Source organism: Xanthomonas citri pv. citri, from assembly GCF_000961215.1.
Lineage (GTDB): Bacteria > Pseudomonadota > Gammaproteobacteria > Xanthomonadales > Xanthomonadaceae > Xanthomonas > Xanthomonas cissicola.
Genome location: NZ_CP008998.1, coordinates 4,354,363 through 4,374,173, shown reverse-complemented (window position 1 = coordinate 4,374,173; position 19,811 = coordinate 4,354,363). Strand labels below are relative to the sequence as shown.

General features: G+C 65.4%; 16 protein-coding genes and 1 pseudogene. 10 read left to right on the top strand and 7 right to left on the bottom strand.

Going from position 1 to position 19,811, the window contains the following annotated elements:
* The first annotated feature begins 118 nt into the window (after positions 1–118).
* From AMD14_RS24775 to AMD14_RS19195, 5 genes are all read left to right on the top strand, one after another.
* Positions 119–1,423 (top strand): sensor histidine kinase, encoded by a 1,305-nt coding sequence (locus AMD14_RS24775; protein WP_005926723.1) that lies wholly within the window; start codon positions 119–121, stop codon positions 1,421–1,423.
* Entirely contained in the window at positions 1,420–2,196 is a 777-nt protein-coding gene (locus AMD14_RS19210; RefSeq protein WP_005911281.1) for a LytR/AlgR family response regulator transcription factor, read from the top strand. Before AMD14_RS24775 ends, AMD14_RS19210 begins: the two co-directional genes overlap by 4 nt.
* 180 nt (positions 2,197–2,376) lie before the next feature.
* Complete coding sequence (locus tag AMD14_RS19205; RefSeq protein WP_005911280.1) at positions 2,377–2,748, top strand: hypothetical protein; 372 nt, start codon at positions 2,377–2,379, stop codon at positions 2,746–2,748.
* A gap of 308 nt (positions 2,749–3,056) precedes the next feature.
* Complete coding sequence (locus tag AMD14_RS19200; protein WP_005911279.1) at positions 3,057–4,652, top strand: APC family permease; 1,596 nt, start codon at positions 3,057–3,059, stop codon at positions 4,650–4,652.
* A gap of 29 nt (positions 4,653–4,681) precedes the next feature.
* Entirely contained in the window at positions 4,682–4,972 is a 291-nt protein-coding gene (locus tag AMD14_RS19195; RefSeq protein WP_005911278.1) for a Rossmann-fold NAD(P)-binding domain-containing protein, read from the top strand.
* 205 nt (positions 4,973–5,177) lie between these two features.
* Here the strand turns inward: AMD14_RS19195 and AMD14_RS19190 are convergent, their stop codons facing one another.
* Positions 5,178–5,867: a hypothetical protein gene (locus AMD14_RS19190; protein WP_075150199.1), complete on the bottom strand. Its 690-nt coding sequence runs from the start codon at positions 5,865–5,867 to the stop codon at positions 5,178–5,180.
* A gap of 462 nt (positions 5,868–6,329) precedes the next feature.
* Here AMD14_RS19190 and AMD14_RS19185 point away from each other — a divergent pair, with 462 nt between their 5' ends.
* Positions 6,330–7,256, top strand: a complete 927-nt coding sequence (locus AMD14_RS19185) for an oxygenase MpaB family protein (RefSeq protein WP_005911277.1) — start codon at positions 6,330–6,332, stop codon at positions 7,254–7,256.
* A 206-nt stretch (positions 7,257–7,462) separates the two neighbouring features.
* On the opposite strand, the pseudogene AMD14_RS19180 reads toward AMD14_RS19185, so the two are convergent.
* The 5 genes and pseudogenes from AMD14_RS19180 to AMD14_RS19160 all read right to left on the bottom strand — a co-directional run bounded on the left by AMD14_RS19180 (position 7,463) and on the right by AMD14_RS19160 (position 13,658).
* Positions 7,463–9,531, bottom strand: a pseudogene (locus AMD14_RS19180) (M13 family metallopeptidase).
* 148 nt (positions 9,532–9,679) lie between these two features.
* Positions 9,680–10,384, bottom strand: coding sequence for a glycosyltransferase (locus AMD14_RS19175; RefSeq protein WP_011052463.1), 705 nt, complete (start codon positions 10,382–10,384; stop codon positions 9,680–9,682).
* 382 nt (positions 10,385–10,766) lie between these two features.
* Positions 10,767–11,762, bottom strand: coding sequence for an aldo/keto reductase (locus tag AMD14_RS19170; protein WP_011052462.1), 996 nt, complete (start codon positions 11,760–11,762; stop codon positions 10,767–10,769).
* 139 nt (positions 11,763–11,901) lie between these two features.
* The gene (locus AMD14_RS19165) at positions 11,902–12,471 is read right to left on the bottom strand and encodes a flavodoxin family protein (RefSeq protein ID WP_003489601.1); all 570 of its coding nucleotides are present in this window, start codon (positions 12,469–12,471) and stop codon (positions 11,902–11,904) included.
* A 290-nt stretch (positions 12,472–12,761) separates the two neighbouring features.
* Positions 12,762–13,658: a LysR family transcriptional regulator gene (locus tag AMD14_RS19160; RefSeq protein ID WP_011052461.1), complete on the bottom strand. Its 897-nt coding sequence runs from the start codon at positions 13,656–13,658 to the stop codon at positions 12,762–12,764.
* Between the two features lie 106 nt (positions 13,659–13,764).
* Between AMD14_RS19160 and AMD14_RS19155 the strand changes: the two genes are divergently transcribed.
* The 4 genes from AMD14_RS19155 to AMD14_RS19140 all read left to right on the top strand — a co-directional run bounded on the left by AMD14_RS19155 (position 13,765) and on the right by AMD14_RS19140 (position 18,098).
* The gene (locus tag AMD14_RS19155; protein ID WP_011052460.1) at positions 13,765–14,175 is read left to right on the top strand and encodes a DoxX family protein; all 411 of its coding nucleotides are present in this window, start codon (positions 13,765–13,767) and stop codon (positions 14,173–14,175) included.
* A 29-nt stretch (positions 14,176–14,204) separates the two neighbouring features.
* Positions 14,205–15,023 carry a dioxygenase family protein gene (locus AMD14_RS19150; RefSeq protein WP_011052459.1) on the top strand — a complete coding sequence of 273 codons (819 nt, stop codon included), beginning with the start codon at positions 14,205–14,207 and terminating at the stop codon, positions 15,021–15,023.
* A gap of 207 nt (positions 15,024–15,230) precedes the next feature.
* Positions 15,231–16,475: a putative DNA modification/repair radical SAM protein gene (locus AMD14_RS19145; protein ID WP_003489593.1), complete on the top strand. Its 1,245-nt coding sequence runs from the start codon at positions 15,231–15,233 to the stop codon at positions 16,473–16,475.
* A 186-nt stretch (positions 16,476–16,661) separates the two neighbouring features.
* Entirely contained in the window at positions 16,662–18,098 is a 1,437-nt protein-coding gene (locus tag AMD14_RS19140) for a UdgX family uracil-DNA binding protein (RefSeq protein ID WP_011052458.1), read from the top strand.
* Between the two features lie 500 nt (positions 18,099–18,598).
* Here the strand turns inward: AMD14_RS19140 and AMD14_RS19135 are convergent, their stop codons facing one another.
* The gene (locus AMD14_RS19135; protein ID WP_011052457.1) at positions 18,599–19,156 is read right to left on the bottom strand and encodes a fasciclin domain-containing protein; all 558 of its coding nucleotides are present in this window, start codon (positions 19,154–19,156) and stop codon (positions 18,599–18,601) included.
* Positions 19,157–19,811: the final 655 nt, after the last annotated feature.

Genomic DNA, 19,811 nt, shown 5'->3' with positions numbered 1-19,811 from the left:
TTCGCACCGCAATCCTGGCGCTTGATGCCGCGCTGGCGGCCATTCGTCGCCCGGGGCTTTCGCAGTGGCGTGCGCCGGCTATGCTCGCTCCCGTCCCATCCCAACGAGCTGCCTGCCTGTGTCTGCCAGCGTCTTCCTGATCGTGCGTATCGTGTTCGCCTGGGCCGCCGCGTTGGTGGTGGCAGGGATCATGTGGACGCAGGTGTTCGGCTCCATCGGCCCGATCTTCGCGTTGGCCTGCATGGTCTTGCTGACGCTGGCGTTGATGAGTTCGGTCACCCATGTGCGGCGCGTGCGCCTGATCGCCGATCGGCTGGACCACACCACCTTGTCCACCCGCCAGCGCCGCCAGATCGAAGTGCCGCTGGATGTACAGGCCAGCTTCGCGGTGATGGAAGAGGCGGTGCGTGCGCTACCGCGCGTGCAGGACATCGAATGCGCGCCGGGCAGCCTGCTGATTCGCGCCAAGGTGCGCCGCATCGACCCGTACGCAGGTCGCCAGCCGTCGCGCTGGAACCTGTTCGCGCGCTTTGCCATCACCCACAACCAGATCCTGGCGACGATCGCGCCGGGGCAGGGCACCAGCAGCGTCACCGTGTTGTGCGAGCCTGACGCTGGCGCCTGGGTGGATCTGTTCGCGGTGGACGAAGGCAGCAATTACGAAAACGCCGAGGCGATCAATCGCGCGGTGGTGCGCCGGGTCGGCGAGCAGCGTCGCGACGAACAGGCCGCCGCCGAGCAATCGGTCATGGAAAAGGAACTGGCCGTGGCGCGCCTGAATCTGCTGCATGCGCAGGTCGAGCCGCACTTTCTCTACAACACCCTGGCCAGCGCACAGGTGCTGGCGCGCACCGACCCGCCGCGCGCCGAGATCATGATCGGCCATCTGATCCAGTACCTGCGCAGCTCGCTGCCCAGCGCCGACGGCGCCATCGCAACCCTGGGCGAAGAACTCGAACGCACCCAGGCCTACCTGGAGATCCTGCGCATCCGCATGGGCACGCGGCTGGCCTTGCAGGTGGAAGTTCCCTACGAACTACGTGCGCTGCCGCTGCCGTCGATGATGTTGCAGACATTGGTGGAAAACGCGATCAAGCACGGGCTGGAAGCCAAGCCCGGTGGTGGCACCGTCTGGATCCTTGCGCGTCGCCACGATGACCATGTCACGCTCACCGTGGCCGACGACGGCCAGGGCTTCAACACGCACAGCCACGGCACCGGCATCGGCTTGAAGAACCTGCGCGAGCGCTTGCAGCTGATCTATGCCGGCAAGGCGAGCTTTGCCATCGTGTCCAACTTCCCCAGCGGTGTGGCGGCTACCCTGAGCCTGCCGCTGCCGACGCAGTTTGGTGCCGCGCCATCGCCGCCACCGTTGCCCACTGCGGGCGCACAGGCCGCACACGCCGCCCAGGTGCGGGCATGAGCGCGCTGCGCGCCGTGGTTGCCGAAGACGAGGCCTTGCTGCGGCAGTCGTTGCTGACGCTGCTGGCCGAGGTGTGCCCGCAGCTGCAGATCGTGGGCGACTGCGAGGACGGCGCCAGCGCGCTGGAGACCATCGCCGCGCAGCAGCCGGACGTGGTGTTCCTGGATATCCGCATGCCCGGCCTCACCGGCATCGAGGTGGCGCGTGCGATGCGCGAGGTCAGCCCGCGCAGCCAGGTGGTGTTCGTCACCGCGTACGACCAGTATGCCATCGATGCGTTCGAACACGGCGCAGTGGATTACCTGCTCAAGCCCATCGGCCGCGAGCGCCTGCAGGCCACCTGGCAGCGCGTGCAACAACGCGCGACTGCCGGCCAGCCGGATGGCGCGCTGTTGGAAGCCTTGCTGCAGCGTCTGTCGGCACGCCCGGCCGCTGCCAGTCACACGCCGCCGCTCGCCTGGCTGACCGCCAGCAGCGGGCGCGAGACGCGCTTGATCGCGCTTGACGAGGTGGCGTATTTCCAGGCCGATCAGAAGTACACGACGGTGATGACTGCGGCCGGCGAAGCGGTGTTGCGCACGCCATTGCGCGAACTGCTGGATGTGCTGGATCCGCAGGTGTTCAAACAGATCCACCGCTCCACCATCGTCAACATGAAGGCGGTTGCCTCGGTGGTGCGCGAGGACACCGGCAAGGGCCGGCTGGCGCTGCGCGGTCGCAGCGAAACGCTCACCGTCAGCCAGCCGTTCATGAGCCTGTTCCGCGGCATGTAAGTGCGGTGAGCAACACGTTGCGTGCAGCCGTCGTGCCGATAAGAACGGCGCACGCTGAACTGGCGTGCGCGCGCGAGTGCGACACCCGATTCCGAACACCGTCCGCACCGCCCGAACCCTGCACGGTTTTTGCTGGACGCGCCGACTCCCCCGATTGCATCGACTGAAAGGACTTCCTCCATGCGCCTGATCGCCTCCCTGGTGTACTGCCTGCTCGCCCTGGCCGGCTGCCACGAACGCAATGGCACCACCTCCATCACCCGCGCCACCGACGATGGCCGCGATGTGATCTTCAGCAAGACGCTGACCACCGCGACCGCCACCAATGTGCATTGCCTGGCCAGCAACTCCGGCCACTGCTACTACCTGATCTACGAAGAACAGTGCGCGACCGGCGGCGCCGACGCCACCGCCAGCGCACCGGTCTGCGCCCGCAAGACCCTGGATAGGTTTGCGCTGACGCCGGGGCAGGTGCGCGAACTCCACGGCGTCTCGGGGCAGACGCATACCTGCGTGGATACCGCCGCACCACGTGCCGATTGCCACGGTTAAGCGCCGCCGACAAGCCATGGCGGCAGGCGTCGGGTGAGCGCAGATGGCACGATAGGGCCGGAGCGCATGAGCGGTAGGTGCCGATGCCAAGCACCGGCCGTGGCCGCGTGGCGGTGAGTGCAGTCTTTTGTCCGTTCCCTTGGGCGGCGCGGCTGGGATGCGCGTACCGGCCCTGCGCAGTCGCGTCGGCGACTGACGCCGGACGACAAACTCCGGCAAGCCTGAATACGCACTGACGGCAAGCGGTCGCTTCTGCGATCATTACCGGCTTGTTGCCGGTTCACGGCGTCCTCACTGCCAGGCTTCTCATGTCCGAACACTCGCTACGCCGCGACGTTGGCCCCTTCGCCCTCATGCTTACCGGCCTGGGCTCGATCATTGGCTCTGGTTGGTTGTTCGGCGCCTGGCGCGCGGCCGGCCTGGCCGGCCCTGGTGCGATCTGGGCCTGGGTGCTGGGCGCGGCGATCATCACCACCATCGCGCTGTCGTATGCCGAGCTCGGCGCCATGTTCCCCGAGTCCGGCGGAATGGTGCGCTACAGCCACTATTCGCACGGCTCGCTGGTGGGCTTCATCGCCGGCTGGGCCAACTGGATCGCCATCGTCTCGGTGATCCCGGTCGAGGCCGAGGCCTCGGTGCAATACATGGCGTCCTGGCCATGGGCCTGGGCGCAGGGCTTGTATGTGCAGGCGCCTGGCGGGGCAGGCGAGCTCTCGGTGCCCGGCCTGCTGATTTCGGCGGTGCTGGTGCTGGTGTATTTCTTTTTGAATTTCTGGAGCGTCAAGCTGTTCGCACGCTCCAATACGCTGATCACCGTGTTCAAGCTGGTGGTGCCTGCTGCCACCGGCGTGGCGCTGATCGCCAGCGGCTTCCACAGCGAAAACTTCAGCGTCGGCATCCACGGCGATGCGCACGTGCTCGACCTGGCCGCGGTGCTCACTGCGGTGGCCACCGCCGGCATCGTCTTCAGCTTCAATGGCTTCCAGAGCCCGGTGAATCTGGCCGGCGAAGCGCGCAACCCCGGCCGCAGCATTCCGTTCGCAGTCTTGGGCTCGATCGCGCTGGCCACGGTGGTCTACGTGATCCTGCAGGTGGCCTACATCGGCGCCGTGCCGCCGGATCTATTGGCCAAGGCCGGCTGGCACGGCATCGATTTCCGCTCGCCGTTCGCCGAGCTGGCCATCATCGTCAACCTGCACTGGCTGGCGATGCTGCTCTACATCGATGCGTTTGTCAGCCCCAGCGGCACCGGCATCACCTATACCGCGACCACTGCACGCATGGTCTATGGCATGGAAAAGAACGGCACCATGCCGGCCGCGCTGGGCAAGCTGCATCCGGTCTGGGGCGTGCCGCGCATGGCGATGTTCTTCAACCTGGCCGTGTCGTTCGTGTTCCTGTTCTTCTTCCGCGGCTGGGGCACGCTGGCGGCAGTGATCTCGGTGGCCACCATCATTTCCTACCTCACCGGCCCGATCAGCGCGATGGCGCTGCGCCGACACGCGCCGGAACTGCACCGCCCGCTGCGTATCGCCGCCCTGCCGGTGCTGGCCGGCGTGGCCTTCGTGATGGCCACCGAACTGTTGTACTGGGCACGCTGGCCGCTGACCGGCGAGATCATCCTGCTGATGGTCGTGGCGCTGCCGGTGTACTGCTATTACCAGGCCAAGCAAGGCTGGCCGGACCTGCGCCGCAACCTCAAGGGCGCGGCCTGGATGATCTGCTACCTGCCCACCATCGCGCTGGTCTCGTGGGCCGGCAGCACCGATTTCGGTGGCCATGGCTACCTCAGCTACGGCACCGACCTGGCCGTGGTCGCTGCAGTGGGCGCGGTGTTCTATATCTGGGGCGTGCGTAGCGGCTGGCGTACCCCGTCGGTGGAAAAGGCGGTTGCGCAGGCGTGAGTCGGGCTGCGCAGTTGCTCTGAAGCGCAATGTCGAATCCGCGCAAGATCGTCCTGCATTCACTGCACGGCGAGCGGCCAGGGCTGGCAGCTCTGGTTGCCGACTGGATCGCTGACGGCGTCCACTATGTCGGTGTGGTCGGCATCGATGCCGACCGCATCGAGAATCTCATTGACGACTTGTGCGTGGGAGATGGCTCGGCATCGTATTTCATGCTCACAGCGGCGCATGGCCCGGACGAGTCTCTGGAGGAAGCTGTGTTCTTGGCCGAGTGCCTGTCCGATGAGTTCGCAGGCCCTGTTCGCGTGATTGAGTTCTAATCGTTCGAACATGCTGGCGCCACCGCATGATTTGACCTGTGCTTCAAAGGCTCGCGAAGGCCACAGCACAATGCTTGACGGATTTAACGTGCGTCTGGATCAGGGTGAATTCCCGGTGTTGAAACGCAAAACGGCCGATGGAGTTCCATCGGCCGTTTTTTGCATTCGAATCGCGCGTTCCCGTCTATGGTGTGTGCTCAAGACCTCAGGCGTTAGCCACCAATCGTGGCGCGCCGTCAAAACGGTCGAGGTCGCGCAGCAGTTCGGTATAGCGGCGTAGCCGGCCCATTTCGCGCATGTTGACGATGTCTTCGTGGCGCAACTCGCGCTTGGACGTGACCTCCTGCTTGTAGCGCAGCACCTCCGGATAGCGGCGCGTCATGTCCAGCGCGTCGGCAACGCACTCGACCGAGTCGGCGTCCGGCGTCACCCGCGCGCGGCTGTTGAAGGCGCGTAGCCAGCGTTCGAAACCGGCGCTATGGTCGAACAGGTCGGCGATGTACCACATCACGAACAGGATCGATGCCCACGAGGTGAAGATGATCACCACCCGGCTGAAGGTCAGGTGGTAGTCGTTCTGCCACAGCTGGTGCGTGATCACGCCCAGCAAGATCAGCGAGATCGCCTGCCAGCCGATGATCGAGGCGATCACCCACTGTTTTTTGGCCACCTTGAGCAGCGAGAGCTCTTCGTCGAGCTGCGCGTCGGTCTTGTCGCGCCAGTGAGCCACCTGCTCATCGAAGGGGAGCCGATGGAGTGCGTTGTCCTGCAATAGCAGGCCTAAACCCTGGAACAAAGCGATCATGACAAGCTCCTGACGGATGGCTGGTACGAACGACTTGCTGCACTGGCCGCGGCCGGTGCCCTGGAGCGTCCGAACGTGCTGGCGAAGCAGTGCGTCGACGGACGGCCTTAGTTCTAGCACTTTCGCTGTGCATGGCAATGCCCCAAGCCAAGCGCTGGCCGCGCAATTCTGCGCAGACGCGCACAAATTGCTGAATTCAGGCGGATTTGCTGCAATGCCGCCGCCGCGTGCCTACGCTGCGCCTTCGATCTTGCTGCACTGCACACTCGGCGCTGCGGCAATTGCCGGGTTCGCGGGGATGGCAGGCTGGCTTGCCGGACCTGCTGGACGGTGGGCCATTCGCGCGGCGCCGAGCCTGCCCGGAAAGATCAGGGGCCGTGACTGCCCGGCTGGTCAGCACTCCGTCCAGATGCCAGCTCGCATCCTCCCGGTCCGCGGTCGCTATGACCGTCGACCTCCGGTCGCCACGCTCCCGCTCCGCCGACTAATGAGTGGATGCGTGCCTGCGCCTCGCTGACCTGGCGTTGCAGATGAGCTGCGTATCATTGCCGCATGTCAGCCGTCCTGCGCACTCTTACCGCCCCCGCCGCCAAACAGATCCAACGCTGGGTTCTCAATGCGTTTCCGCGTGGTCAGAGCACCATCGAATACGATCAGCCGCTGGGCGATCCCGGCATCTTCGGGCCCGACAGCATTACCTGGCGCATCCACTCCGAATTTCCGGGCATGCTGTCCGGCGGCTTGTGCGCATTGATGTTGCAGCTGTTGCATCCGCGCGCGCTGGCCGGGGTCTACGACCATTCGAACTTCCGCACCGATTTGATCGGGCGGCTGCGGCGCACCACCAACTTCGTTGCCGGCACCACCTACGCGCCACGTGCGGAAGCCGAGCAATTGATTGCGCGCGTGCGCAGGATCCACGCGCATATCCGCGGCCACACTGTTGACGGCGTGCCTTATGAGGCCAACGACCCGCAGTTGCTCACCTGGGTGCATGTCACCGAAGCCTATGGGTTTTTGCAGGGATGCCGGCGTTATTGCCGCCAGGTGCCTGCTGCCATCGCCGACCGCTATTACGACGAAGCGCGACGCGTGGCCGAAGCGCTGGGCGCGGCCGATGTGCCGGCCAGCGAAGCGCAGGTGGATGCGTACTTCGCATCGGTGCTTGGAGAGTTACGCATGGACGCGCGCTCGCGCGAGGTGCTCGACATCCTCACCAGCATCCAGCTGCCGGTGCCCGCCGCGGGCCTGTCGCGCGGGGTGTTTCTTGGCGCCGGCACGGCCTTGTTGCCCGGCTGGGCCAGCGACATGCTCGGCCGCACTGCCAGGCAACGCGCGCAGGCGCACGCATCGGCACGGTTGCTGCGCAGCCTGTCGCCGCTGTTCCGCACGGCCTTGCGCGACGGACTGTCTGCGCGCGCATGCAGGCGCATGCACTTACCGCCAGCGACGTTGTTGGAGTGGCCTGACAGCGTGTAACGGGTGTGGGCTGGGTTGGCGGCGTGTTCCGACGTGCGCGCTGGTGGCGCGCGATAGGCAATCGCTCGTCGTGCCGTTCTTCAACGGCGACCACGACGTGGGTGCTTACGCACTTCGCCACAACCCGGCGGGCCACTGCCGCGTGCTGCGACAAAGAATGCCGCACGCACCAGCACCACTGGCGCCGCATCGACCACGACCAGCACCTACCAGATCTTGACCCGCTGCTCCGGCGCCAGATACAGCTGCTGATCCTGTGTCACATCGAAGGCCGGGTACCACGCATCCAGGTTACGCACGGTTTGCGCGCGGAAGCGGCCAGGTGCATGCACGTCGGTGAGCAGAGCATTGCGCAGTGCCGCGTCGCGGTACTTGCCGCGCCAGGCCTGCGCAAAGCCCAGGCAAAGCGCTGATCCGGGCTAAAACCATCCAGGGTCTGGGGCTGCTTGCCCTGCAGCGACAACTGGTAGGCATCGTAGGCAGTGGCCAGGCCCGCAACGTCGGCGATGTTTTCGCCCAGCGTCAGCTTGCCGTTGACCGACAAGTCGTCCAACGGTTGGTAGGCGCTGAACTGCGCAGCCAAGGCATTGCCGGCGTTCTCGAATTTTTTCAGGTCTTGCGGCGTCCACCAGTCATGCAGCTCGCCGTGTTCGTCGAACAGCGCGCCCATGTTGTCGAAGCTGTGGCTGATCTCGTGCCCGATCACCGCGCCGATCGCGCCATAGTTCACCGCATCGTCGGCGGCGGGGTCGAAGAAGGGCGGTTGCAGGATCGCCGCCGGGAAGATCAGGCGGTTTTCCAGTGGCACATTCAGTGCGTTGACCTCCTGCGGCAGCATGTACCACTCGCGATGATCGACCGCCTTGCCCAGCTTGGCCAGGTTGCGGCGGTATTCGAATACCTCGGCGCGCTGCACATTGCCAAGCGCATCATCGCGGCGCACGTCCAGCCCGCTGTAGTCGCGCCAGGTGTCCGGGTAGCCGACCGCCACCGTCAAGCCGGCGATCTTCGCCTTGGCATGCTGCTTGGTTTCGGCGCTCATCCACTCCAGTGCGTCGATGCGTTTGCCGAACGCGGTGATGATGTTCTTGACCATCTCTTCGGTGCGCGTCCTGGTCTGCGCGCTGACGTACTTCTGCACGTAGCGCTTGCCGACCGCTTCGCCCAATGCGGCGTTGGTCGCGTCGATGCCGCGTTTCCAGCGCTGGCGCTGCTGCGGGGTGCCTTCCAGCGTGGTGCCGTAAAACGCGAAGCGCTCGTCGGCGAAGGCCTTGGACAGATACGGCGAGGCGCGGTCCAGCGCGCGGAAGCTCAGATAATCCTTCCAGGTCTGCAGCGGCTCGGACTGCACCAACGCCGACAACCCGCTCACCGCGCGCGGCTGCCATACGATGAAATCCTGCTGTGCGTTGAGCCCGGCTGCCTCGAAGAACACCGCCCAGTCCAGGCCGGGCGCATCGCGCGCGAAATCGGACCGCTTCCAGGCATTGGCGCCAGCCTGCACATCGTTGGTCTGCTCAGGGGTCGCGTGCACGCGCGCCATGGCGATTTCCAGTGCCAGGATGCGCTCGGCCCTGGCGGGCGCATCATCGATGCCGGCCAGCTCCAGCAATGCGACGATGTGCGCGCGGTAGGCCTCGCGCAGCTGCGCCATGCGCCCGCCGTCCAGATAGAAACTGCGCTCGGGCATGCCCAGGCCGCCTTGCACCAGATAGGGCACGTAGCGGCCTGGATGATGCAGGTCCTGCGAAACCCACAGGCCGAACAGCCGGTCGGTCTGAAAATTGGTGGCGTTGAGCAGATCGACATCGGCACGCAGCTGGCCGCCCAAGGTGCGCGCCAGGGCCTGCTTGTCGTCGAGCTGGGCGATCGCCTCCAGCTCCGGTTGCACCGGGCGCACGCCCTTGGCCTCGATGCTGGCTTCGTCCATGTAGGCGGCGTAGTAGTCGCCGATCTGCTTGTCTTCGCCGGTGACGCGGTCGTTGGCGGCAGCGCCTTCGATGATGTCGCGGCTATGCCGCTCGGTCTCGATGGCGATGGAAACGAAACTGTTGAAGCTGGAGCGATCTTCCGGAATCTTTGTGCGCTTGACCCAGTTGCCGCTGGCGTAATCGAAGAAGTCGTCGCCCGGCGCCACGCTGCGATCCATGCCGGTCACATCGAAGCCGAAATCGCCGAGCTTGGGCTTGCTGGGAGGCAGCGCTGGGTGCGTGCTCGCGGCCGGTGTCGCGCCATCGCGGTGGCATGCGGCGGTGGTCAGCAGCGCGGCAGACATGGCGGCGATCAGGACGGGGCGATGCAAAGAAGCCATGCGGCGCAACTCGTATACCTAAACAGACAGCACAGTGTAGTGGCCTGCGGTGTCCGGTGCCGCCTCGAGGGCGGGCTCCACCGCCGATCGCGGCGGTGCGGACACGCTCGGTTCAGCGCCGGCGCTGATACCAGAAGCCGAGCGCGTCGCGGGTCTGCAGCATGCGCCGCCCGCGCCACAGAAATCGCAACAGCAGGCCGAGGTGCTCGCGCTTGGAAAAGCTGCGCAGCTTGCGGTCGGAGGTGTGCACGGTCTGGCGCAAGATCACAAAGCGTCCGCAGCGCGCCAGTGCGCGACTCAGTGCCACATCTTCGCCAGCGTAGTAACGCGTGTCGAAGCCCCCTGCACTGACGAACGCCGCCCGCGTGCAGAACAGGAAACACCCGGGAGCAATGCCGGAAACACGGAAAAACCAGCCAAAAACCGCCTGCGCCACGCGCTCGGACCACACCCGCTTGCCTTGCAGATGCACCCGCGCACCGCCGCCTACCGCGCCGGCATCGAGCGCAGCCAATGCTGCGCCAACGACTTGCGGGTTGATCGAGGTATCGGCATCCAGAAACAGCAGGTGCTCACCTTGCGCGGCCTGCGCGCCGGCATTACGCGTTGCGGCGATGTGGCGCAACTGCACCTCCAGCACCTCCAGCACCTGCGCGCCATGGCTGCGTGCGATGGCCGCCGTGGCGTCTTCGCAGGCATCGGCCACCACGATCACTTCATGGTCCAGCTGCATGGCCTGCGCGCAGGCATGCAGGCACTGCAGCGTGTCGCCGATCAGGGCAGCCTCGTCATGGGCGGGAATCACGAAGGACAGCATGGGGCACGATGCGTGTGAGCGGCAGCCAATGTGCAAGGGGCAGCGAAGCGGGAGTGTGAGCAGGGGCGCTCAGCATCCAGTCCGGGCGGTCGAACGCGCACTGCGGGACAGACACGCATTGATCGACCGCAGGTATGACACCTGGATGGCCGCAGTGGCGCGCGGCAAGCTCCACTGGTGCCAACGCAATGCTGCAACGCTGGCTGCGGCACTGGGAAGGCCAACGGCAGACGGCAAGGCGATTGCGCTCGCCGCCATGCGGGCGCGGCCGTGCCCGGAATCGGCATGTGTCACCTTCGTACATTCCGGTTCCGAGCGCGCCGTCCGCGCTCACTGGCAGCGCCCGCTGCAGGTTGGCCGCCTTAAGACCGGGCAGCACGGCTCAGCGGTTGACCGCGCCCATCATCGCTTCCGGGTAGCGCGTGCCCGCCGCAGCTTGCGGCGGGAAAATGGCATCGATGCGGGCCAGTTCGTCCGGCATCAGGGCCACATCCAGCGCAGCGATGTTTTCTTCCAGATAGGCCAACCGCTTGGTGCCGGGGATCGGAACCAGGTCCTGGCCCTGCGCCAGCACCCAGGCCAGCGCCAGTTGCCCGGGCGTGATGCCCTTGTCGGCAGCAATGGCCTTGACCTGTTCCACCAGCTGCAGGTTGCGGGTGAAGTTTTCGCCCTGAAAACGCGGCGAATGGCGGCGGTAATCGTCGGCGTCGAAATCGTCCGGCGACGAAAACGCACCGGTCAGAAAACCGCGCCCCAGCGGCGAGTACGGCACGAACCCGATGCCGAGTTCGCGCACCGCGGCGAACTCGCCATTGTCTTCCGGCTCGCGCGACCACAGCGAATATTCTGTCTGCACCGCGGTGATGGGATGCACGGCGTGCGCGCGGCGAATGGTGGCTGCGGCCGCTTCCGACAACCCGAGGAAGCGCACCTTGCCTTGCTCGACCAGGCGCGCCATTGCGCCCACGGTGTCTTCGATGGGCACATTGGGGTCGACGCGGTGTTGGTAGTACAGATCGATATGCTCCACGCCCAGCCGACGCAGGCTGGCTTCGCATGCGGACTGCACATATGCCGGGCTGCCGTCGATACCGCGCACCGACGGGTCGTTGGGGTCGAGCTTGATGCCGAATTTGGTGGCCAGAAACACTTCATGTCGGCGCGCGGCAATCGCCTTGCCGACCAGCACTTCATTGGTGTGCGGGCCGTACATGTCGGCGGTGTCGAGCGAGCTGATGCCACGATCGAGCGCGCGATGGATCACCGCGATCGAGGCGGCCTCGTCGCTGCGGTCGCCATAGAATGCGCTCATCCCCATGCAGCCAAGGCCCAGGGCCGAAACGGTGGGGCCGGAACGGCCAAGCGTGCGGGTTTGCATGGTGGGGGACTCCGTGCAGCAAAAGGTCGGGGAACAATGGCGTGAAAGGCGTTAGCGCGATGTGGCCCACGCGCTAACGCACAGCCCGCGCAGATCGGCAAGCCATGCTGCGATCTGCGCGGGCTGGTGTGCGGTGCAATCAGCCCTTGAGCTTGGCGGCAACCTCGGCCACGCGCTTGCCGAACAGTTTGGCCGTTTCCAGGTCGCCGCTACGCGGCGCTTCGTCCGGCGAGGCGTCCGATGGCGAGATGGCCAGCGCACCGCCCCAACCGCCAGTCCAGTTCACGTCCTGCGGACCATGCGCCTTGGTGTTGGCTGGCGGCAGCCCGGTGCCCACCCAGATCTGGCCATGCTGTTGCGACAGGGTCCACAGATACTGGATGGTGGCGGCCTTGTCGCCGTTCGCCGATGCCGAATTGGTGAAACCGGCAGCGACCTTGTCCTTCCAGGCCTGCGCAAACCACGGCTTGGAGCTGGCATCGGCAAATTTCTTGAACTGCCACGCCGGGCCGCCCATGTAGGTGGGGCTGCCGTAGATGATGGCGTCGGCGGCACTGATGGCGTCCCAGGCATCGTCGGGCAGGTTGCCGTCCTGGTCGATGCGGTACAGCGTGGCTTGGCCAACGCTGGCTGCGCCTGCGTGCACGGCTTCGGCCTGCTTGACGGTGTGGCCGTAGCCGCTGAAATACACAATGGCGATCTTGCTCATGGGCACTCCTGTTGAACGGGGAGCCGGATTGTGCGCACACCGGTCGCGACAGCAGAATGACCACGCACGGGACGAACTGTTGCCGCGGTCGTTGCTGAGGCCTGCTGGAGCTTATGCGCCTGTCGAGGTGTTGAGTGGGGTCCGCGTGCGTGGCTGCCTCATGTAGCCCAGATCCAGTTGTGATGTCGGTGTCTGGAGACAGGTGTTGGCCTGCGCAGACTGAATCCCGAATCCCGAATGCGTGCACGCGCCGGCTGGCGCGAGGTATTTCCTCGCCTGGCCCTCAACCTTCAACCAGGCCCCGGCGCGGGCATGCATTCGACCAGGTAATCGATAAAGCTGCGCACCTTCGGCGCCAGATGGCTGCGGCTGGTATAGACCGCAAAGATGCCGATCTCGCCCATTGCGTATTCGGGAAGAATGCGTACCAGACGCCCTGCTGCGATGTGCGGTTCGGCCAGAAAATCCGGCTGGATCACGATGCCTTGCCCGGCCAGCGCGGCAGCGTTCAGCACATGCCCGTTGTTGGCGCGCAGGCCGCCGTGCAGGCGCACGTCGATATCGCTTTGCGGCCCCTGAAAGCGCGCGTCATCGCCGTTGGGCGAGTAGTGATAGAGCAGGCATTCGTGGCCAGCCAGATCGGATGGGTGCTGGGGTGTCCCGGCACGCGCCAGATAGGCCGGCGATGCACATGCCAGGATGCGGACCTTGCCCAACTGCCGGGCGATCAACATCGGCGCCGGCTGGCGGGTGATGCGGATGGCGACGTCGAAGCCTTCTTCGACCATGTCGACCAGGCGGTCGGACAGCGACAGGTCCAGCTCCACCTGCGGGTAGCGCGCGCGAAATCCCGGCAGCAATGCGCCCAGGCGCTCGATGCCGTAGCTCACCGGCGCGTTCACCCGCAGCACGCCGGCCGGCTCCAGCGCTTGCGCGCCAATGGTGGCTTCCAGGTCGTCCAGATCGGCCAGCAGCTGCAGGCAGCGCTGGTAGTAGGCGCTACCGGCACTGGTCAGGCTGACCCGGCGGGTGGTGCGGTTGAGCAGGCGGGTACCCAGCCGCTGTTCGAGCGCGGCAACCTGGCGGGTAACGCTGGCAGTGGAGCGGTCCAATGCATCGGCGGCGGCGCTGAAGCCGCTGCGCTCGGCCACGGCGGTGAACACGCGCATCGCATCGAGGGTATCCATGGCGGCTCCGATTGTTCCTTTTGCCGAAATAAATTATCTGAAGCACGCGTATTTATCAGATTTTTGTAAGGAATAGGCTGTGGCGGTCCTCAACGGAGCCCGTCCCATGGCAACTGTCCCCGCATCTCCACACACCTCCGCCTATGGCACCGCCTTGCTGCGTATTAGCCTGGGCGTGCTGTTCCTGGTGCATGGCCTGACCAAATTGCTGGTGTTCACTCCGGCCGGCACCGTGGCGTACTTCCAGTCGCTCGGCCTGCCCGGCGCATTGGCCTACGTCAGTATGGCGCTGGAGCTCGGCCTTGGCGTTTCGCTGCTGTTGGGCCTCTATGCGCGCTGGGTCGCCCTGCTGGGCGTGCCGCTATTGCTGGGCACGATTGTCAGCGTGCATGGTGCGAACGGGTTCGGTTTTTCCAATCCGGGTGGCGGCTGGGAATACCCGGCGTTATGGGCGGTGCTGCTGATCGTGCAGGCGTTGCTCGGCGACGGCGCATTCGCGTTGCAGCCATCGCGCTGAGCCTGTTTCCATCCATCAAGGAGCTGTCCATGACCCGCTTGCCCTCCCTGTATATCTCGCACGGCTCGCCGATGACTGCGCTGCAGCCGGGGCAGGTCGGCGAGCGCCTGGCCGACCTGCGGCACGCGTTGCCGCGGCCGCGTGCCATCGTGGTGGCGAGCGCGCACTGGCTGGGCCGTCGCCCGCTGGTCAGCGGTGCGCTACGGCCGCCGACCATTCACGACTTCGGCGGCTTCCCGGCGCCGTTGTATGCGCTGGACTATCCCGCGCCTGGCGAGCCGGCATTGGCGCAGCAGATCGTGCGCCGGCTGGAGCAGGCCGGCCTGCATCCGCAGCTGGACCCGCAGCGCGGCTTCGATCACGGCGTCTGGGTGCCGCTGCGCCTGCTGTATCCGGACGCCGACATCCCGGTGGTATCGCTATCGATCCAGCCCGAGCTGGGACCGGCGCACCAATTTGCGGTGGGCCGTGCGCTGGCGCCGTTGCGCGATGACGGCGTACTGGTGATCGGCTCGGGCAGCATCACCCATAACCTGCACGACGTCCGCCACGGCTACAGCGCCGAGCGGCAAGCGCCGTACGTGCGGCCCTTCATCGAATGGACCGAACGCAAGCTGCTGGACGACGACATCCCCGCGCTGCTGGACTACCGCCGCCAGGCACCGCATGCCGAACGCGCGCATCCCAGCGACGAGCACTGGCTGCCGCTGTACGTGGCGATGGGCGCGGCTGGCGATGACCGGCTCGGTGCGCAGCGCATCGACGCCGGCATCGATGCGGGTTTCCTGGCCATGGATCTGTATCGCTTCGACGGCCCTGCAGAGGTGGCGGACCCGGTCGCGGCATAGCGCCGGGTGCGGACGTGGGCGCATCGGCATGTTTGGGCCAAGAGCTGCAGTGCCGATGGGGAGAGCGTAGTCGCACGTTCGCTGGCAGCGGGTTCGCATTGCAGTCGCGCGCTGCCGGATCACGCCAACCCGCAGCGCTCTGAAGCATTCACGATCAGGTGCAGGCGAGTCTCATAGGCTGAGACGCCACCGCTGCATGCTGCCCGCGTGAAAATCCTCGACAAGCTCGCCGTCCTCGCCGACGCCGCCAAATACGATGCCTCCTGTGCTTCCAGTGGCGCCAATAAGCGCAATTCGCTGGGCACCGGCGGCATCGGCAGCACCGAGGGCATGGGCATCTGCCACTCGTACACGCCCGACGGCAGATGCGTGTCGCTGTTGAAGATCCTGCTGACCAATTTTTGCATCTTCGACTGCGCGTACTGCGTCAATCGCGTGTCCAGCAATGTACGCCGTGCGCGCTTCACGCCGGAAGAAGTGGTCACGCTCACGCTGGACTTCTACAAGCGCAACTACATCGAAGGCCTGTTCCTGTCCAGCGGCATCATCCGCAACTCCGACTACACCATGGAGCAACTGGTGGAAGTGGCGCGGCAGTTGCGCGAGGTGCACCATTTCGCCGGCTACATCCATCTCAAGACCATCCCGGATGCGGCTCCGGAGTTGCTAGCGGCGGCCGGACGCTATGCCGATCGCTTGAGCATCAATGTGGAGTTGCCCACCGAACAGGGCCTGACGTTGCTGGCGCCGGAGAAAAGCGTGGGCGGCATTCGCTCGGCGATGGGCGAGCTGCGCTGGCGCATCGAAGAAAACCAGCTCGAACGCAAGGCTGAAACGGTGCGCCGCGCCAAGCCGCCACGCTTCGCGCCGGCCGGGCAGAGCACGCAGATGATCGTCGGCGCCGACAATGCCAACGACCGCAGCATCCTGGACACCAGCCACAACCTCTACGGCAATTACCGCATGCGCCGGGTGTACTACTCGGCCTTCAGCCCCATCCCGGATGCCTCGTCCAAGCTGCCGTTGCAGGCACCGCCCCTGCAGCGCGAGCACCGGCTGTATCAGGCCGACTGGTTGCTGCGTTTCTACGAGTTCAGCGTGGAAGAAATTGCGCCGGCGCAGTCCAGCGGCATGCTCGACCTGGACGTGGACCCCAAGCTGGCCTGGGCATTGCGCAACCCCGAGCGGTTTCCGGTGGACTTGAATGCGGCACCGCGCGAAATGCTGCTGCGCGTACCGGGCCTGGGCACGCGCAACGTGGAGCGCTTGTTGTTGTCGCGGCGGCATGCGCGCTTGCGCGTTGGCGACCTGGCGCGGCTGCGCGTACCGATGAAAAAGCTGCTGCCGTTCGTGAGCGTGCTCGATCACCATCCGCGTCAGCGCCTGGACGACCCGGTCAGGCTGCGTGCGCAGTTGGCGCCTGCGCCACGGCAGGCGAGTCTGTTCGACTGAGCATTTTCCGCCCGCAACGATGCTGCTTCCTTGGCCAGTGCCAGCGTTCGCAAGTCCCAATCCCTAATCTCCGCTCAATCGCATCTGACCTCGCCAACGCAGGTAGCGTGCATCCTGGTAAACGGCATTGCGCGGGCATACGGTTCCAAAGCGCATGTCGGTACCCCTACAAGAGCAAGGCAAACGATGTTCAGCGCCGAGGTGGAACCCGCGTGGAGTTTTGAAGCATGGCGTGCGTTGGCGCGGGCAGGCTGGTGCGCGCAGGTGGAGCCGGACGATGTGGCCTGGAATGGCGGGGCGCAGGGCGGCTTGTTGATGGGGCAGGGACTGTTGGCGATGCCGGCCGTGGTGCCACCACCGCGGGTCTCTGCGGATTTCATGCAACTGGCGGCCTCGGTGCTGTGTCACCGCGACCCGCAACGGCACGCCGTGTTGTATCGCTTGCTGTGGCGGGTTGCCTCTGGGGAAAAAGCCCTGCTGGAACGCGCCACCGATGTGGATGTGCACCGGCTACGGCAATGGCAAAAAGCGGTGCAGCGCGATACCCACAAAATGAAGGCCTTCGTGCGCTTTCGTCGCCTGCCCGGGGAAGAAGAAGACTTCATGTCCTGGTTCGAGCCCGAGCACTGGATCGTGGATCGCGTGGCGCCGTTTTTTGCGCGCCGGTTTGCCGGCATGCGTTGGGCGATCCTGACCCCGTACCGCAGTGTGCGTTGGGATGGGCAGGCGTTGACCTTCGGCGAAGGTGCGGTGCGCACCCAGGTACCCGCCGACGATGCGCAGGAGACGCTCTGGCGCACGTACTACGCGCATATCTTCAACCCGGCGCGGCTCAACCCGACCATGATGCGGCAGGAAATGCCGCAGAAATACTGGAAGAACTTGCCCGAAGCCACGCTGTTGCCGGAGCTGATCCGCGATGCCGGCATGCGTGTTCGCGAGATGGCCGAGCGCGCGCCCGAGCCGGTACGGCGACGGGTGCCGGCAGCGCCTGCGCCATTGCCGGAAGCGGCAACCCAAAGCCTGGCGCAGTTGCGCACTGCCGCACGCGATTGCCGGCGTTGCGAACTGTGGCAGCCGGCAACGCAAACGGTGTTCGGCGAAGGATCCGACGATGCGTCGGTCATGGTGATCGGCGAGCAGCCGGGCGATGAAGAGGACTTGAGCGGTCGTCCGTTTGTCGGGCCCGCCGGGCGCCTGTTCAACATGGCGTTAGGCGAGCTGGGTGTGGACCGCGAGACGTTCTACGTCACCAATGCGGTCAAGCATTTTCGTTTCGAGCAACGCGGCAAACGGCGGCTGCATCGCAATCCGGAGCGCACCCATGTGCAGGCCTGCAGCGGGTGGTTGCAGGCCGAACGGGCGCACTTGCGTCCGGCGCAGATCGTCTGCCTGGGCGCGACTGCGGCGCAAGCCGTGTTGGGAAGCCGCTTCCGATTGATGCAGCAACGCGGGCAATGGCAGCGCCTGGACGACGGCACGCCTGTATTGACCACGGTGCACCCGTCCTGGGTATTGCGCCAGCCATCGACGGATGCGCGCGAAGAAGGGTATCGCGGATTTGTCGAGGATCTCCGTCAGTTGCTGGATCCACCGCCGCCGTCCAGCGATCAGTCGAGATAGGAAATAGCGCGCCACACGGGCAAAAAAAGACGCGTGCAAGGGCACGCGCACGGTGTCGGAGAATCGGGACACCAAGCGGAGCCACCGGCAGGCCGGTCACTCCCTCACCGCCGTTTGGCGGTTTGATTGCGGTCGCTGGAGGCTGGCCCGCGTGACGCACAGCATGGTTGAACCACGCCTCGCCTGTGCTGGTGCGCTCGCAGATCAACTGCCATCCACTGCAGATCCGTGGCATGGCGTTGCCGATCAACTAGCGACAAACAGAACCGACCGGGTAGTCGTCAGGTGTTGCCTCCTGGTAGGCATCGTGTGTGTCGATGTCGACCAATGTCTGCGCTTGCCAAGCGCTCGCCGCATCGACGGCCAATCTCTTTAAAGCAGCGCCTCCCTTGCCATGAGGCGCTGCATGAAAGCGCTGCGCCATCGGCGGAAAAATCGCATTCCGCCGATGGCAGTGTGCGTGCGTCAGCAACGACGCGTCGCGGTGCGGCTGCAGGCCATTACGGCATCAGCACCTTGTCCACCACGTGGATCACGCCATTGCTCTGGATCACGTCGGCGATGGTGACGTTGGCGGTGTTGCCCTTGACGTCGGTGATGGTGACCTTCTTGCCATTGAGCCTGGCGGTCAGCGGCTCGCCCTGCACGGTGGTCAGCGTGGCGCTACCGCCACCGGCCTTGATCTTGGCGATCAGCGAGGCCGCATCCACCTTGCCCGGTATCACGTGATAGGTGAGCACCTTGGTCAGGGTCGGCTTGGATTCGGGCTTCAGCAAGGTGTCGACGGTGCCGGCCGGCAGTGCCGAAAACGCCGCATTGGTCGGCGCGAATACGGTGAACGGGCCCGGACCCTTCAGCGTCTCGACCAGGCCGGCCGCTTTGACGGCAGCCACCAGCGTGGTGTGGTCCTTGGAGTTGACCGCGTTGTCGACGATGTCCTTGGTCACCAGCATCGGCGCGCCGCCAACGGTCGGATTGGACGCAGCATAGGCGGGGGCCAGGGCGCTGGTCAGGGCAATGGCGGTGGCAACGGCAAGCGACTGGAATGAAGTCTTCATGAGGCATCGATCCTTTGGGTTGGCGATCGCCTGGATGGCAACCGTAGCGTCAATACGCGCCTGCGAAACGGCCGGATGCATCACGCTGTTTTGACATTCATCACCGCGTTCGGCGTGATGACGGCGGCGTCAGCGGAGTGCAAGCGCCGGTGCAGGAGTGGGGCCAGGACCGGCAGCGATACGACGCCGATCGCTGCATCCCGCTCGCGCGTCACCTGTGGCCATAGCGCGATGGCGAGGACCGTTCCAAGGAAACAGCAGCACACCGCAACGTCCCATCCATGCCCCCGGCTCGATCGGATCGACTGTTCGCGCACTCTCCGGCCGGCGTAGACGGGCCCGTGTCGAAAATGCCGGCCGCGGTTGCGGAAACGCCTGCGCGTCATCGCATCGTTCGCCACCGATCGAGCCGCAGCGGCTCTCCATCGCGTCGCTGCGCTATCGGTTTGCCGCAGGACACGCGTGCTCGAAGCGCGTCATTGCGCCTGTCTCCATCCGCCAGCGTATCGGGCACCGGCCAATTGAACCGAACCGCAACAACCCTGCCGCATCGCCCCACATGCCAAGGTGCGAGGCAATGCGGTGGTTTTCATCCCCGGGTGCAACACGGTATGGTCCGGTAGGTGCGTTGTTGTTGTGCGTCGCAATATGCGAT